Origin of the sequence: Pantoea ananatis LMG 2665 (genome assembly GCF_000710035.2) — a bacterium.
Classification (GTDB): Bacteria; Pseudomonadota; Gammaproteobacteria; order Enterobacterales; family Enterobacteriaceae; genus Pantoea; species Pantoea ananatis.
In genome coordinates this window covers 876,295-890,395 of record NZ_JMJJ01000004.1, presented here as the reverse complement: position 1 = coordinate 890,395, position 14,101 = coordinate 876,295, and the positions used below count along the sequence as shown (strand labels likewise).

The 14,101-nt window shown below is 54.6% G+C and carries 11 protein-coding genes; 3 read left to right on the top strand and 8 right to left on the bottom strand.

Annotated features, from left to right (window positions below; translation table 11 throughout):
- The first annotated feature begins 524 nt into the window (after positions 1 to 524).
- Together yddG and cho are read left to right on the top strand one after the other, a co-directional pair.
- A complete protein-coding gene (yddG, locus tag EL29_RS05980; RefSeq protein WP_014605974.1) occupies positions 525 to 1,415 on the top strand; it encodes an aromatic amino acid DMT transporter YddG in 891 nt (296 codons plus the stop codon).
- Positions 1,416 to 1,481: 66 nt separating this feature from the next.
- Positions 1,482 to 2,345: an excinuclease Cho gene (gene cho, locus EL29_RS05975; protein ID WP_014605975.1), complete on the top strand. Its 864-nt coding sequence runs from the start codon at positions 1,482 to 1,484 to the stop codon at positions 2,343 to 2,345.
- Between the two features lie 82 nt (positions 2,346 to 2,427).
- Here the strand turns inward: cho and spy are convergent, their stop codons facing one another.
- The 6 genes from spy to EL29_RS05945 form a co-directional block, all read right to left on the bottom strand.
- Positions 2,428 to 2,925, bottom strand: a complete 498-nt coding sequence (gene spy / locus EL29_RS05970; protein ID WP_028715068.1) for an ATP-independent periplasmic protein-refolding chaperone Spy — start codon at positions 2,923 to 2,925, stop codon at positions 2,428 to 2,430.
- Between the two features lie 282 nt (positions 2,926 to 3,207).
- Positions 3,208 to 4,203 (bottom strand): succinylglutamate desuccinylase, encoded by a 996-nt coding sequence (gene astE / locus EL29_RS05965; protein ID WP_014605977.1) that lies wholly within the window; start codon positions 4,201 to 4,203, stop codon positions 3,208 to 3,210.
- Between the two features lie 49 nt (positions 4,204 to 4,252).
- The gene (gene astB / locus EL29_RS05960; protein WP_028715067.1) at positions 4,253 to 5,578 is read right to left on the bottom strand and encodes an N-succinylarginine dihydrolase; all 1,326 of its coding nucleotides are present in this window, start codon (positions 5,576 to 5,578) and stop codon (positions 4,253 to 4,255) included.
- Positions 5,578 to 7,044, bottom strand: a complete 1,467-nt coding sequence (gene astD, locus EL29_RS05955; RefSeq protein WP_014605979.1) for a succinylglutamate-semialdehyde dehydrogenase — start codon at positions 7,042 to 7,044, stop codon at positions 5,578 to 5,580. Before astD ends, astB begins: the two co-directional genes overlap by 1 nt.
- Positions 7,041 to 8,072 carry an arginine N-succinyltransferase gene (astA, locus tag EL29_RS05950; RefSeq protein WP_014593580.1) on the bottom strand — a complete coding sequence of 344 codons (1,032 nt, stop codon included), beginning with the start codon at positions 8,070 to 8,072 and terminating at the stop codon, positions 7,041 to 7,043. The genes astD and astA overlap by 4 nt, the downstream gene beginning before the upstream one ends.
- Positions 8,069 to 9,289: an aspartate aminotransferase family protein gene (locus EL29_RS05945; protein ID WP_013025556.1), complete on the bottom strand. Its 1,221-nt coding sequence runs from the start codon at positions 9,287 to 9,289 to the stop codon at positions 8,069 to 8,071. Before EL29_RS05945 ends, astA begins: the two co-directional genes overlap by 4 nt.
- A gap of 887 nt (positions 9,290 to 10,176) precedes the next feature.
- Between EL29_RS05945 and EL29_RS05940 the strand changes: the two genes are divergently transcribed.
- Complete coding sequence (locus EL29_RS05940; RefSeq protein ID WP_013025555.1) at positions 10,177 to 11,268, top strand: porin OmpC; 1,092 nt, start codon at positions 10,177 to 10,179, stop codon at positions 11,266 to 11,268.
- Positions 11,269 to 11,691: 423 nt separating this feature from the next.
- Here the strand turns inward: EL29_RS05940 and EL29_RS05935 are convergent, their stop codons facing one another.
- Both EL29_RS05935 and EL29_RS05930 read right to left on the bottom strand, forming a co-directional pair.
- Positions 11,692 to 13,164: a YchO/YchP family invasin gene (locus tag EL29_RS05935; protein WP_028715066.1), complete on the bottom strand. Its 1,473-nt coding sequence runs from the start codon at positions 13,162 to 13,164 to the stop codon at positions 11,692 to 11,694.
- A 138-nt stretch (positions 13,165 to 13,302) separates the two neighbouring features.
- Entirely contained in the window at positions 13,303 to 14,097 is a 795-nt protein-coding gene (locus EL29_RS05930) for a glucose 1-dehydrogenase (protein ID WP_013025553.1), read from the bottom strand.
- Between the last annotated feature and the right edge of the window lie 4 nt (positions 14,098 to 14,101).

Genomic DNA, 14,101 nt, shown 5'->3' with positions numbered 1-14,101 from the left:
AAAACAGTTAATTCGTCTAAAAACTTCAGACGCAGACCTTAACTATCGACATAAAAAGGTGATAACAGCGCCCAAAACAGGCATTGTTTATTAAGCATTTAACGTGGATGAATTATTTTAAAAACAATAAGTTATTATTATGATGACGCATAAAAAAACACATCGTTACTCACTGTAATAAATCCTTAACCAATTCTTAACGCTCCACCCTGTTCTGGCGCTCGCGGACGGAAATCTATGAAACCTAATCCTGTGGTCATTCCCCTTTGCCTGCGCAGGGTTGATGCGCTTGCGAGGCTCGTCAATAGAGGGAAAGCCCCAACGGGTTGGATTGCGATCGGCAAAAGGCGTTATGCAACCTGTTAATCAGGCCATTCATGAAGGGCGTTGAGGGAAAAACGTTGCTCCGCACAGGGCCTGTTACAGGTTCCCGTGGGGGAATACCTTATGGACAGGCTACATGCTTACCGTTAGCATACTTCGCGCTCGCTGCCCGCTGGCGGCTCCTTTAAACGTTGAGTTTTATGCCTGCTAACTTATCACGCGCAACCTTAATCGGTTTGAGTGCGATTCTGCTCTGGAGCACCACCCTTGGCCTGTTGCGCAGCGTCAGTGAGGCGTTTGGCCCGACCGGCGGCGCCGCGCTGATTTATTCCACGACAGCGATTTTACTGTGCCTCACGCGCGGCATCCCCCATCCGCGCTCCCTGCCAGGGCGCTATCTGCTTGTGGGCGGCACCCTGTTTGTCGGCTATGAAATTTGCCTGGCGCTGGCGATTGGTCTCGCCAGCAACCGTCAACAGTCGCTGGAACTGGGGATGATCAACTATCTCTGGCCATGTCTGACCATCCTGCTGGCCATTCCGCTTAATCAACAGCGTTTTCGCCTGTGGCTGTGGCCCGGACTGCTGCTTTCCCTGTGCGGAATCATCTGGGTGATGAAGGGCGCCAACGAAGATGTACTGGGCCAGATGACGCAGAATATGACCCGGAATCCCACAGCCTACCTGCTGGCGTTTATTGCGGCATTAACGTGGGCACTCTACAACAACATCACGCGCCGCTTTGCACGTGGCAGCAACGGCGTCACCCTGTTTTTTGTGGTGACGGCTCTGGCGCTGTGGCTCAAATTCGCGTTGTTCACCCCTCAGGAAACCATGCAGTTTAGCCTGACGGCTGCTGCAGAAGTGCTGTTTATGGGCGCATCGACGGCGCTTGCCTATTCGGCCTGGAACTATGGTATCCAGCATGGCAACCTGACGCTGCTGGCGACCGCATCCTACTTCACGCCGGTGCTCTCGGCGCTGCTGGCCTCGCTGTGGCTGGACCTGGTGCCGGCGGTGAGTTTCTGGCAGGGCGTCGCCCTGATTACCGCCGGGTCGCTACTTTGCTGGCTGGCGACCCGACGTTTATAAATCTCAGACTGGCGAACGTTTAACCTGCCTGTTACACTGTATGGACAACCAGTACAGGAGTCCGTTTTGGTAAGACGTGCAGCGACCCATCGCCTCGAATTTGACGCGGCAACCATTTATGAATACCCGGAGCATTTGCGTGAATGGCTGGAAGGCCTGCCCAATCAGCCCGGCGTTTATACCTTTCATGGCGACAGCGAGACCTTGCCGTTGTACATCGGCAAAAGTGTGAATCTGCGTTCGCGTGTGATGTCCCATTTTCGTACGCCTGACGAAGCAAAGATGTTGCGACAGTCGCGGCGCGTCAGTTGGATCTCTACGGCGGGCGATCTCGGTGCGCTGTTGCTGGAAGCGCAGATGATCAAAACGCAGCAGCCCCTGTTTAATAAACGTCTGCGCAAAAACCGCCAGCTCTGTTCGCTGCGCATTACTCCAGAGGGTAAACCAGACGTCGTCTATGCCCGTGACGTCGATTTTAGTCAGTCACCGAATCTGTTTGGGCTTTACCGCAGTCGTTTTGCCGCGCTGGAACGCCTGAAACAGCTCGCCGATGAATATCAACTCTGCCACGGTTTACTCGGTCTGGAAGCGGTGAGTGCCAGCCGAGGCTGTTTCCGCTCTGCCCTGCGCCGTTGTGCCGGGGCCTGCTGTGGCAAGGAGCCCGTCAGCGATCATCAGGACAGGCTGCTGTCTGCGCTGGAGAGCGTGCGGGTATTCTGCTGGCCGTGGCAGGGTGCCGTGGCGCTGGTGGAGGAAGGCAAACACATGACGCAGATCCACGTTATCGATCACTGGTTTTATCTGGGCTCGGTAAACACGATCGAAGAGGCAAAAGCCCTTAAACGTGGCAAAGGTGGATTCGATCATGACGGCTACAAAATTCTCTGCAGCCCGGTGCTGTCTGGCAACTACCCTGTTATTCCCCTCTAACATAAAAAAAACCGCCGACACTGCCCACATCACGTGGACAAGGCCGGCGGTCTTCAACCGTGTTTACTGATTAACGTACAGCTTATTGCGCGGGTGCAGGTGCAGGTGCAGGCGCCAGTTTGCCGTGCATCGGACGTTTTTCAGTCAGGTGCTTTTCAAAATTGGCGTTGTACTGTTTTTTCTGCTCCGGCGTCAGCACGTTATACAGCTTATTCTGCGTTTCCATCATGGCAACCGCGTTTGCTTTCGCGTTGGCCGTCATTTTGTCTGCCTGGGCTTCAGCCTGGGCTTTATCAAAGCTGTCAGAGGCGATGATGGCATGGGTTGCACGACGCTCATCCAGTGACGGACGCTGCATTTCACCACGGCGCTCTTTCATAATTTCATGCATTTTGGTTTTTTGATCGGCGGTCAGATTCAGACCGCCGAACATCATATCCATACCGTGCCGCATTGGTTTATGCATCGGCTTTTCCGTGCCTGCCGGTGGCGGTGTCAGATTATCTGCCTCAGCATGAACAACCGATGCCGCGCCAAATGCCAGAGTAGAAGCCAGTAACAGAGAAGTTAATTTACGCATCACAGTGTCCTTTTTATTCACTTGTTCAGTTTCGTAACGACAGCACTCTGTCGCGTCTTCGGAAACAAGCATACGACGCTGAACGTCAATTACTGCGAGCGAGAGTAAAAGCGTGAAAGCGCAAAAGCCACAATTCAGGCAATCATGGAGGGATTAAGAAGAAAGCGGTGAGAAATTGAAAAAGAGTATGAATAATCAGGAGATTTCGGATAAATCGTGGAGAATTGTAATGCCTTTAGCAGTAAAGCGGAAGGTGTCTTCCGCCTTTTTATTTGGATAAGGTCAGAGAGGCAATGCCTGGGTTTGTTCGCTTTCTTCAATCAACATCAGGCCCGCCCGCAGCCCCAGCGCAACACGCGGGTTAGGAAACAACACATACTCCCGCGCCTGCTGCACGAAGTAGCGTTTTTCCCCGTCTTCAGCCAGTAAGGCCCCCTGCGGGAAGGCGGTGAAGTTTTTGGTGTCATCACTCATATGAAGCTGAAAGTTCTCGCTGTGGCGGGTGATCTGCTGGCTTACCCGATAGCGGCGCGGAACGGATTGCGCTTCCGGTAAGGTCTCGCCATACAACAATGCTGCCAGCGCCTGGGCAGCCGCGCTAAACTGGGTTAAATCGTTTTCGCCAAAGGGCCGGGCCTGCCCCAACTCCAGCGTACAGCTGGCTGCGCCGAAATGCTCACAGCTGAAATGGGTGAAGGTGCCCGCTGGCGAACGGTGGAAAACCAGCGCCTCCAGTCCGGCTACCGCCAGCCAGTGCAAAAACGCCGCCGGCCATGGCCGATCGTTCCTGGGCATTACGCCAAAACGCGTATGATAAGAACCGCGCAGGGCCGTATGCATGTCAAGGTGCCAGCGGGTTTCATCACACTCGCCCAGTTGCCAGAAATTCTCCAGCGTTTGTTCCAGCCGCAGCACTCGCCGTGCCTCATCCCCGTCATCAATCTGTTGCCAGCGTCCGCCGAACAGTCGGTTAATGTCGTAGGCCACATAGCGTTTTCCTGCGCGCAGCGCTGAGGGATTACCCAATACCACCAGCATGCGCTGCTGAAGCGGCTTCTCGCCCTGAAGTAAGGGCGTGATGAGCTGGTTAAGCATTTCTACAGGGGCAGTCTCATTGCCGTGAACCCCTGCAGAAAGCACCAGTGCCTGTTTAACCGGCGTTTTGGGCTCCATGAGAAGAATACCGTGATACAACCACTGCCAGCGAAGATGCGCCGTCTCACCTTTACGCTTACGCGGTGCTTCACCAGACAGCGTCTGCTGTAAAAAGTCCTGCATCGTTCCTCCTTAAAACCGGAAGCGGGCAGCCCTCATGGCAGCGCCTGCTTCACTGCTGAAATGCATACACATTTCCTAAGTCTAGCAGTCTGGTCAATTCATCAAGGGCAACCCGCCCTTCTTGCAGCAATTGCGGATCGGTTAAATCGCCTTGCGTTAGCCTGTCGCGGTAGTGACGGTCGACCCACTGGTTGAGCATGGTGAACAGGCGATCGTTCATCAGTACCGCAGGATTCACCGCCCGTTGCTCATCTGGCGTTAACACCACGCGCAGACGCAGGCAGGCCGGTCCACCGCCATTATGCATGCTTTCCCGCAAATCAAATACCTGTAATGACTGCAACGGTCCATCGCGTTCTACCTGCTCGCTCAGGTAGCGCCATACGCCAGGATGCTGGCGGGACTCTTCGGGCAGCACAAGCATCATGCTGCCGTCGGCACGGGTCAGAAGCTGGCTGTTAAACAGGTAGGTGCTCACCGCATCCTGCACGGAAACCCGGGAGGTTGGCACTTCAAGCGCGACAAACCCCGGAACACATTCGTGCAAGCGACGCAGCAAAGCGGGCTGATCGACAAATGCCTGCTGATGGCAGAACAGCATTTGCTGATTGCTGACCGCAATGACATCGTTGTGGAAAACGCCCTGATCGATGACCTCCGGATTTTGCTGAGCAAAGACCACCTTGTCGGAGGCAAGCTGATGAAGACGGGCGACGGCTTCGCTGGCCTCGCGGGTTTGTCGGGCAGGATAACGCTGCGGGGTCGAGCCAGACTGGTTATCACGACCGTAAATAAACAGTTGTACGCCAGCATCGCCATAATCGCCGCCCAGACGATTATGGTTGGCGGCGCCTTCATCGCCAAACAGCGCGACCTGAGGCAGCGCATCATGCACGGAAAAATGGGCCGGATCGCGAAATATGGCCCGCAACAGCGCCGCCGTTTCCGGGGCTTCAATCGCGCGATGAAATTTATTATTGAGGTTGGCAACGGTAAAATGCACACGACGATCGGCGCTGTCGGCAGAAGGCGAAACCGTGGCGGCATTTGCCACCCACATCGCCGAGGCTGAACTCGCTGCGGACAGCAGCGCCGGTGCGGTTTTCCCTGCTTTTTCCAGCACCTGTGCGTCGCTGCCGCTAAAGCCCAACTGACGCAGCACGGCGATATTAGGCCGCTCATGGGGCGGTATCACGCCCTGAACGAATCCCATATCGGCCAGGGCTTTCATTTTCAACAAGCCCTGCTTTGCCGCCAGGCGCGGGTACGACGGCTGTCGCTGGTGACGCGTGGAGGCTTCGTTGCCAAATGACAAGCCCGCATAATGGTGGGTCAGCCCGACCAGACCGTCGAAATTCGCTTCAATGGCTTTCATTAACGGGCTCCTTGCGGCGAAAAGTCGAGGCCCGGCGATAAGGCTTCAGGAAGGCTAAGCTCAGGTGATTCCAGCGAGGCCATCGGCCAGGCACAGTAATCCGCCGCATACCACGCGCTGGCACGGTGGTTGCCCGATGCACCAATACCGCCAAAAGGTGCCGTGCTGGCGGCGCCCGTCAGGGGTTTATTCCAGTTCACGATCCCGGCCCGCGCTTCCAGCAGCAGTTGTTCAAACTGTGCACGCGAGGGCGAAATCAAGCCGCATGACAGACCATAGCGCGTCTGGTTGGCCAGACGAATTGCCTGAGGATAATCGTCATAACGGATCACGCCCAGCAGCGGCCCGAACACTTCCTCATCAGGCAGACCGTCCACCGCCGTCAGATCAATAATCCCCGGGGTTAATAATGCCTGTTGGCGATCGGGCCAGCGCATCGTCAGCAGCACCTTGCCGCCCGCCGCGACGCGCTGCTGCCATTCGGCATAAATTTTTTCGGCGGCGGCGCAGGAGATGACGCTGCCCATAAAAGGTTGGGGACTGGCGTTCCAGGCGCCCGGCTGCAGCCTTCCTGCCACCTCGATCAGCCGCTGCAGGAAGGCATCGCCTGCGGCACCGCGCCTGACCAGCAAACGTCGGGCGCAGGTACAGCGCTGACCTGCGGTAATAAACGCCGACTGAATCGCAACATGCACCGCGCCCTCAATATCCGCTGGATCTTCAACGATCAGTGCATTGTTACCGCCCATTTCCAACGCCAGCATTTTTTCCGGCTGCCCGGCAAACTGGCGATGTAACTGATAACCGGTATGCGCGCTGCCGGTAAACAGCAGCCCGTCAATCTCCTGTTCCGCCGCCAGCGCCTGACCGGTTTCACGGCCGCCCTGGACCAGCCCGATGACGCCGGCAGGCACGCCCGCCGCCTGCCACAGCTGCACTGTTTTTTCTGCGGTCGCAGGCGTAAGTTCGCTGGGTTTAAACACGACACAGTTTCCCGCCAGCAAGGCCGGCACGATGTGCCCGTTGGGCAAATGTCCCGGAAAGTTATAGGGGCCAAATACCGCCAGCACGCCATGAGGACGATGACGCAAGGCGCTGTCGCCCTGCTGCTGTTCCCCGGTGCGCTGATGATAGGCCTTCACTGAAATACCAATTTTATTGATCATTGCGGTGACTTCGGTCAGGGCTTCCCAGCGCGGCTTGCCCGTTTCCTGCGCGATACACTCGGCCAGGGCCGTTTTATGTGCCTCAAGCTCTGCCGCAAAGCGTTCGACCAGGGCCTGACGCGCGGCAAACGGCTGTCTCGCCCATGCCGGAAATGCCGCCCGCGCCGCCTGGCAGGCCGCGCTCACCTGCGCAGTTGAGGCCGCTGAACCTTGCCACAGGATTTCACCGCTGACCGGATCCTGTTTGGAAAAATGCACTGACTCGCCATTGAGCCAGTGTCCGTTAATCAGGTGCGTCATGCTTTTTTCTCCTCGCTCCACAGCGTCACGACGCGCAGGCTGTCGCCCGGCTGGCAGTGTAACGCCTGCAGCTGTTCATCATTGAGCTGAACACTTTTCGCCATGGGTTCGACAGGTAAAAGTGCAACACGAAACTGGTGATAATCGCTATTCGCGACTAAACAGAGCGGCGCATCCTGTGGCGCATCCCCCCGTTGAGCCGTCAGTACCCGGCTTTCGCGCACCGCACGAATGTCGTCGATATCGCACTCCAGCGTGGGGCCACCATCGAAGATGTCGATATACTGGCGATAGCGAAAGCCTTCGGCTTCCAGCACCGCACGCGCGGGGGCCGTTTTGGGATGTACCTGACCAATAACGGCCTGCGCTTCTGGCGTCAGATAGTGCAGATAAAGCGGGTGCTTGGGCATCAGTTCGGCGATAAAGGCTTTTTGCCCGGTGCCACTCAGAAAATCAGCTTTGCGAAATTCCATTGAAAAGAAGTGAATGCCCACGCTGTCCCAGAACGGTGAATGCCCCTGCTCATCACTGACGCCGCGCATTTCGGCAACCACCCGCTCCATAAAGTATTCGCGGAAGTTCGCCATAAACAGAAAACGGGATTTCGACAGGAGATAACCGTTTTTGCCATCGCGGTAATCGGCATCCAGGAACAGCGTGCAGAGTTCGCTGCTGCCGGTATGATCGTTACTCAGCGATAAGGTCGGTAAGGCGGCGTAAACGTTCAGCTCTTTCGAGGCGTGCACCTGTGTTCCTACACGAAAGTTATACCAGGGTTCCTGCAGCCCAACCGCAACCTCAATGGCGCAGATCCCCACCGCACGATTATCCTGGCTGTCGGCCAGTACAAACACATAGCCCTGCTCGGCCCGCGGCAAACTGCCCTGCCAGGTTTGCAGCGATCGCTCAATTCGGGCCTGTAAGGTGGCGCTGTCAACCGGCAACGAGGTCAGCCCGCCGCCCGTTTTCGCCGCCAGTTCCATCAGTTGGCTGAGATCGTCCCGTTCGACCGGACGGATCACCATCATGATGTCTTTCCTTGTAGCAGGTGTTCACACGCCTGGGCAAAACGCGCCATGCCGGTCTTCACTTCCTGCTCGCTGATGTTGAGCGCAGGCGCGAAGCGCACCACGTTGGCTCCGGCAATCAGCACCATGACGCCATATTCCGCGGCGATAAGGTTGATCTGTTTCGCCTTGCCCGCAAAGTCGTCGCTGAGCACGGCACCGATCAGTAACCCCAGCCCGCGCACCTCTTTAAACAGGTGCAGACGCTGATTAAGGTCGTTTAGCGCCGCGACAATCCAGTCATGACGTTGCGTGACACCGGCCATCACTTCAGGCTGGTTAATCAGTTCCATGACTTTTCCGGCCACTGCGCCCGCCAGCGGATTGCCGCCATAGGTCGTTCCGTGGGTACCTACGCCCATGACCTGAGCCAGATCCTCGCGCGTCAGCATCGCCCCTATAGGAAACCCGCCGCCCAGCGCTTTAGCACTGGTTAGCACGTCCGGCGTCACGCCATAGTGCATATAAGCGTAAAGCGCGCCGGTCCGGCCCACGCCGCTCTGCACTTCGTCGAAAATTAACAGCGCGTCATGTTTATCGCACAGTTCACGCAGCCCACGCAGGAAGGCGGGTTCGGCGGGCACGACGCCGCCTTCCCCCTGAATGGGCTCGACAATCACGGCGCAGGTGCTGTCGTTGATCAGGTCTGCCGCAGAGGCAAGGTCATTAAAGGCGGCGTGCTGAATGTCCGCAGGGAGCGGCGCAAAATCCCGCGAATAGGCGGGCTGGCCACCCGCTGAGACCGTAAACAGCGTACGGCCATGAAAGGCATTCTTAAACGCCACGATGCCGCTTTTATGCTGCCCGACTCTGTCGTGTGCCACTTTACGGGCCAGCTTAAGCGCCGCCTCGTTAGCCTCGGCACCGGAGTTACAAAAGAAAACCCGATCGGCAAAGGTGGCATCAATCAACTGCTTCGCCAGGCGTAAAACGGGTTCATTGGTGTAGCCGTTGCCCGTGTGCCAGAGGCGTGAGGCTTGATCCTGAAGTGCCTGCTGGAGAGCGGGATGCGCATGCCCGAGCGCATTAACGGCAATGCCCCCGGCAAAATCGATATAGTCTTTTCCCTGCTGATCCCAGAGGGTTGAACCTTCAGCACGGACGGGTACAAAGCTGGCGGGTGCATAAACGGGCATCATCCATTGATCAAAATCCTGACGCGAAACCTGCAGTGACATAGCCCTTCTCCTGTTCCCCAGCGGGTAACGTATTTGTATGTTAATTGTTAAAAATATAATAAATCTCGCCCTACTCTAGTTTGCAGATAGCGTGCCAGCCAAGGACTAAAATGCATAAAACAAGCTGGGTTAAGGAATATCAATAGGTTACGAAAGGTCACTATTCACTTATTTTGCATAAAAAGTGAATAGTTATCTGATAAAGGCGGGATAGCAGAGCTTTTTAAAGCAGAATTATGCATTCGCGGGATGAAATATCGCTTTTGTGATCGCTGATAAACTATCTGCTCAAAATAGTGCAGCAACCGCCTTAAATCAGGGCAGTTGCACGGCTGTCGTGCAGAGGAGGATAAGTACCAGAGATAACGTTAATGCGACAGGCATGATTTTTATCGGCGTAATTTAAAAAGGTGATTTAAAAATACTCACCCTCTCAATTTAAATATATTTATATGAAACTGGTAATATTGTTTCGCAGGTTATCATCAGAGCGTTAATAAATTACCGATCGCCGATTTAATTATCACTAAGCAACCTAATGGTTAACCATCAAACCTGTTTTGTTCATTTATTGCACAATGCATGTTGATTATTTAGACAGAAAGGCTAGCAATATCATTTTTTTGCCATATTGCATTTCCCCTTTCTATAAAAATCACTAATCATCTGTTTTATATGCTTTTCTTGCATTTACATTGCTGGCAGGGTCATAAGAAAAAGCACTGACAGGTAGCACCATCGCCGCCAGACTGGCTTGGTTGGGATTTAGTTCCTTAAAATACACAATTAGTTACACTTATTGCGCTAGGCTGAATTAACAATTTGTGTCATTTTCTTTTCACCCCAACAGAGGGGAAATAATAATATAACCACAGGGTAAATAATAAATGATGAAGCGCACATTAGTGGCGGCATTAATGCCGTTACTGATCGGTCTGTCTACTGCTCAGGCCGCACAGATTTATAATAAAGACGGGAATAAGCTGGATTTACAGGGCAAGGTTAACGTTTCGCACTATTTTTCTGACGATCAGTCAAATAACGGCGATCTTACTTCCTATGCCCGTATCGGTTTTAAAGGTGAAACGGCCATTACCGACAAACTCACCGGTTACGGTTTCTGGCAGTACCAGTACAGCGTGAAAAACTCTGAAGGTAGTGATGCTAACAACGGCAACAAAACCCGTTTAGGTTATGCCGGTCTGAAATATGGCGAGCTGGGTTCACTGGACTACGGCCGTAACTACGGCCTGGTTTATGACGCATTAAGCTATACCGATATGTTGCCTGTCTGGGGCGGTGATTCTGCCTACAACGACGCCTTCCTGACCGCTCGTTCAGGTGGTGTGCTGACGTGGCGCAATAAAGACTTCTTTGGTCTGGTAAAAGGCTGGAACGTCGCGGCTCAGTACGAAGGCAAGAACGATCGTAGCTCAACCAACACTCCTGGTCTTCAGGTCAGCCGTGCGAATGGCGATGGCTTTGCGCTGTCTACCTCTTATGACTTTGATTTTGGTTTGAGTTTTGCGGGTGCTTACGCCAGCCTGCAACGTACCCAGGCACAAAACGCAGCGACCTTCGGCCGTGGCGACAAAGGTCAGGTATGGGCAACATCTGTCAAGTATGATGCAAACCAGATTTATCTGGCGGCGATGTACGGTGAAACGCTTAACGCCACCCCCATGCCATCAAGTGCAACTGGCTTTGCCAACAAAGCGCAGAACATGGAATTTGTTGCACAGTATCAGTTCCTGAACGGCTTGCGCCCTTCTGTAAGTTATGTGACCTCTAAAGGCAAAGATATTGAAGGGATCGGTGATGCCGACCTGTATAAATACTCTTCTGTGGGCGCGACTTACTACTTTAACAAAAACATGTCAGTGTACGGTGAATACCGTATCAACCTGCTTAAGAAAAATAATCCGTTGGGTCTGGCGACAGATGACATCACGGCAGTGGGTCTGGTCTACCAGTTCTAATCGTTTACCCTCATTGCAAAACGGCCCGGCCTGTGTCTGACGGGCCGTTTTTTCATCCGCCAGCCTAAGCCCGATCTTCCCACTCACACTTAAACCCCCTTTAGCAGCGCCAACGCTGGGAGTGAGAAATCACGTCGACGTTCAACAGCCTGCGGGTTCAATAATCACCCGCGCTGTCAGTTCGCGGATAAGATTTTCGATGATGTCAGCGCGTGCACTTCCGTCTGAAGATATCGCCACAATCCCGAACGGGATCGGTAAAAGACACAAAATGTCGCCTCGAGTCTGACCCGAGAAGGTGAATACGTCTGTGCATCCAGGCTGGCAGCAAGAAGCAAGGCCACCCATTAACCGCCATTTTTAAAAGATCGCAGGCACTTACCCGCACGACAACATACTCTCTCTCTCGCTCTGTAACCTTGCTTATTCGCTAAAACTCAGGCTGTTACTGGACGAGGGCATCTGGACAGCACCCTCAACCGCGGGCTCATCCATCGACAATGGCGCTTGCACTTTCAGGGTGATCCAGTTTGAAGTGACGCGCTGCTGTTTACTGTCTTCCACCGTGACCGACAGACGGTACTCATTGCTGGCGCCCGGCGTGCTGTCCCATGGGGGAACGATCACGCTCCAGCCATCAATGGCATTATTGTTCGGCGGTGATGTCAGGCTCAGTGCATGAGTATCGCCCTGCCAGCTCAGCGCCTTAATGCTATGACTGGCGCGCAGTTGCAGCTTGAGCGGTACGCTCTCACCGGGATTAAGCTGCCACGGCGGCGTCGCCAGGAATACAGACAGCGTTTTACGCTGCCTGTAGGCCATCACCGGGTTTTGGCTGCGCGTCACCGTGTCGTAGCGGCTGCCCCGTAAGGAGCGCGCTTCCGCGACGTTATTGGCATCCAGCTGCTTGCTCAGCGCGACCCCAAAGCGGTAATTGAGTTTAAGGCCAAGCTGATCCTGGCTCTCTCCGGCACTGCTGGTTTTATGGCTGGCCGAAATGGTCACCAGCGGCACGGGCGTATAAGACAGCCCCAGCGAGAGCGCCGCCGGGTTATGGTAACGGTTGCCGCTGTTAAACAGGTCAACCTTTTCCCCCAGATATTGCTGATAGCTGAATGATACGCCCAGCTGACGATAGAACGGCAAATAGCTTTGGGTGGTGATGTCGTAACCTTCGGCCATGCGGGACTGCTGGCTGTCACCACGATTACGCCATCCCGACAAGGGATGATAGTAGTTAGCAGAAAAGCGCAGATTGTTGCTCCAGGCCTCAGTGCCCACCGAGGCGCGCTGAAGTCCAGTGCGAAAGCTACGATCGATAAAACTGTTGTAACCCAACAGCCAGTTGCCTGCGTCCCAGCGCTGACCCAGCCCGGCATTACCTACCACGCCTTCAACAGAGTCGTGCAGCCCAAGCTGACTGAACGTAAGGTAGCGATTCTCATCAGCCAGCGGGCTGAACAGATTGCCGCCGGTGCCGTCAAAGTTGCCGGCCATGTCCACGTTTAAGTTGAACTCGGCGTTGCCATAAGGCGACAGTAAAGACTGCCCTTCACTCTCAACCCGCGTCGCCACTTCGTCGCGCAGTCGGTCAAAAGCCCACTGCCCGGCCTGCTCGCCCAGGGTCAGATCACTGCTACTTTCATTGGCTTCCGCAATACTTTTGGCCGCCTTCGCCAGCTTTTTACTCCAGTCATGGTTATCTTCGACGTTGCCAAGAGAAGGAAGATCGTCCAGTGACTGGCGAAAACGCGTGGGATCGCTAAAAGGGGTTTCCGACACCTGATGATCCGTTTGCAGCGCACCGGCGGGCAGCGCCAGAAGCGCTGTAAGAGCAGCGAGAGAGAAAGTCACAGGTCTAAACATCAAATCATTACGTCCGGGCATAAAAATCATCAGGTGGTTTCTCAATGAGAATGATAAAACCAGCGCTAATTATTTTAGCATAATGTGACCCAGATTCATGACTTAACTCGATATTTGTGCATCTGCGAGCCACCTGGCCGCATGTCGCGGCCAGACAACCCGCTTGTTTCAGGAAAAAATTAGCCCTCCATCAACATTAACGGTTTGTCCGGTAATGTAGCGCGCATCATCCGATGCCAGAAAGGCGACCAGCCCGGCAACGTCCTGTGGCTGCCCGGCCCGTTTAAGGGGAATGTTCTCTACCCATTCCGCCATCAGCTCGCCTTTACCATAGGTTTTTTGTTGCGTGCTCAGAATTTCGCCCCAGACGCGATCGTTGTAATCCCACATTTCGCTTTCGATGATGCCAGGGCAAAACGCATTAACCGTGATATTCCAGCGGGCCAGCTCCAGCGCCAGACTTTGCGTAATGCCAATGACGCCCATTTTGCTGGCAGCATAGTGCGGCGTGTAGATAAATCCTTTACGCCCCTGCCCTGAAGACGTGTTAATCAGGCTGCCGCCGTTTTGCTGCACCATGTATTTAGCGGCTTCACGACAGCACAGCCAGACGCCCGTGGTGTTCACCGCCAGCACCCGTTCGAAATCGCTTTTGGGCATATTCCCGAAGGTATCAATCGTGATAATGCCCGCGTTCTGAACCGAAACGTCAATGCGGCCAAAGCGCTCAAATGCCTGCTGATACACCTGCTGCACGTCGTTCTCATCGGTTACATCCGCCTGCAGGGCCAGAATCGCGTTGGCGATGGGCCGCAGGCTGTCCGCCGTAGCAAAAACACGTTCAGAATTGGATACCATCACCAGGTTTGCGCCGTCTTGGGCAAACCTGGCGGCAATGCCTGCGCCGATACCGCGACAGGCGCCGGTGATGACGACCGTTTTCCCACTAAAATCCCGGTTCATTGTG

Coding starts and splice junctions, on each gene's coding strand:
- yddG (WP_014605974.1), top strand. CDS start 525: ATGCCTGCTAACTTATCACGCGCAACCTTAATCGGTTTGAGTGCGATT.
- spy (WP_028715068.1), bottom strand. CDS start 2,925: ATGCGTAAATTAACTTCTCTGTTACTGGCTTCTACTCTGGCATTTGGC.
- astE (WP_014605977.1), bottom strand. CDS start 4,203: ATGCAGGACTTTTTACAGCAGACGCTGTCTGGTGAAGCACCGCGTAAG.
- astB (WP_028715067.1), bottom strand. CDS start 5,578: ATGAAAGCCATTGAAGCGAATTTCGACGGTCTGGTCGGGCTGACCCAC.
- astD (WP_014605979.1), bottom strand. CDS start 7,044: ATGACGCACCTGATTAACGGACACTGGCTCAATGGCGAGTCAGTGCAT.
- astA (WP_014593580.1), bottom strand. CDS start 8,072: ATGATGGTGATCCGTCCGGTCGAACGGGACGATCTCAGCCAACTGATG.
- EL29_RS05945 (WP_013025556.1), bottom strand. CDS start 9,289: ATGTCACTGCAGGTTTCGCGTCAGGATTTTGATCAATGGATGATGCCC.
- EL29_RS05940 (WP_013025555.1), top strand. CDS start 10,177: ATGATGAAGCGCACATTAGTGGCGGCATTAATGCCGTTACTGATCGGT.
- EL29_RS05935 (WP_028715066.1), bottom strand. CDS start 13,164: ATGATTTTTATGCCCGGACGTAATGATTTGATGTTTAGACCTGTGACT.
- EL29_RS05930 (WP_013025553.1), bottom strand. CDS start 14,097: ATGAACCGGGATTTTAGTGGGAAAACGGTCGTCATCACCGGCGCCTGT.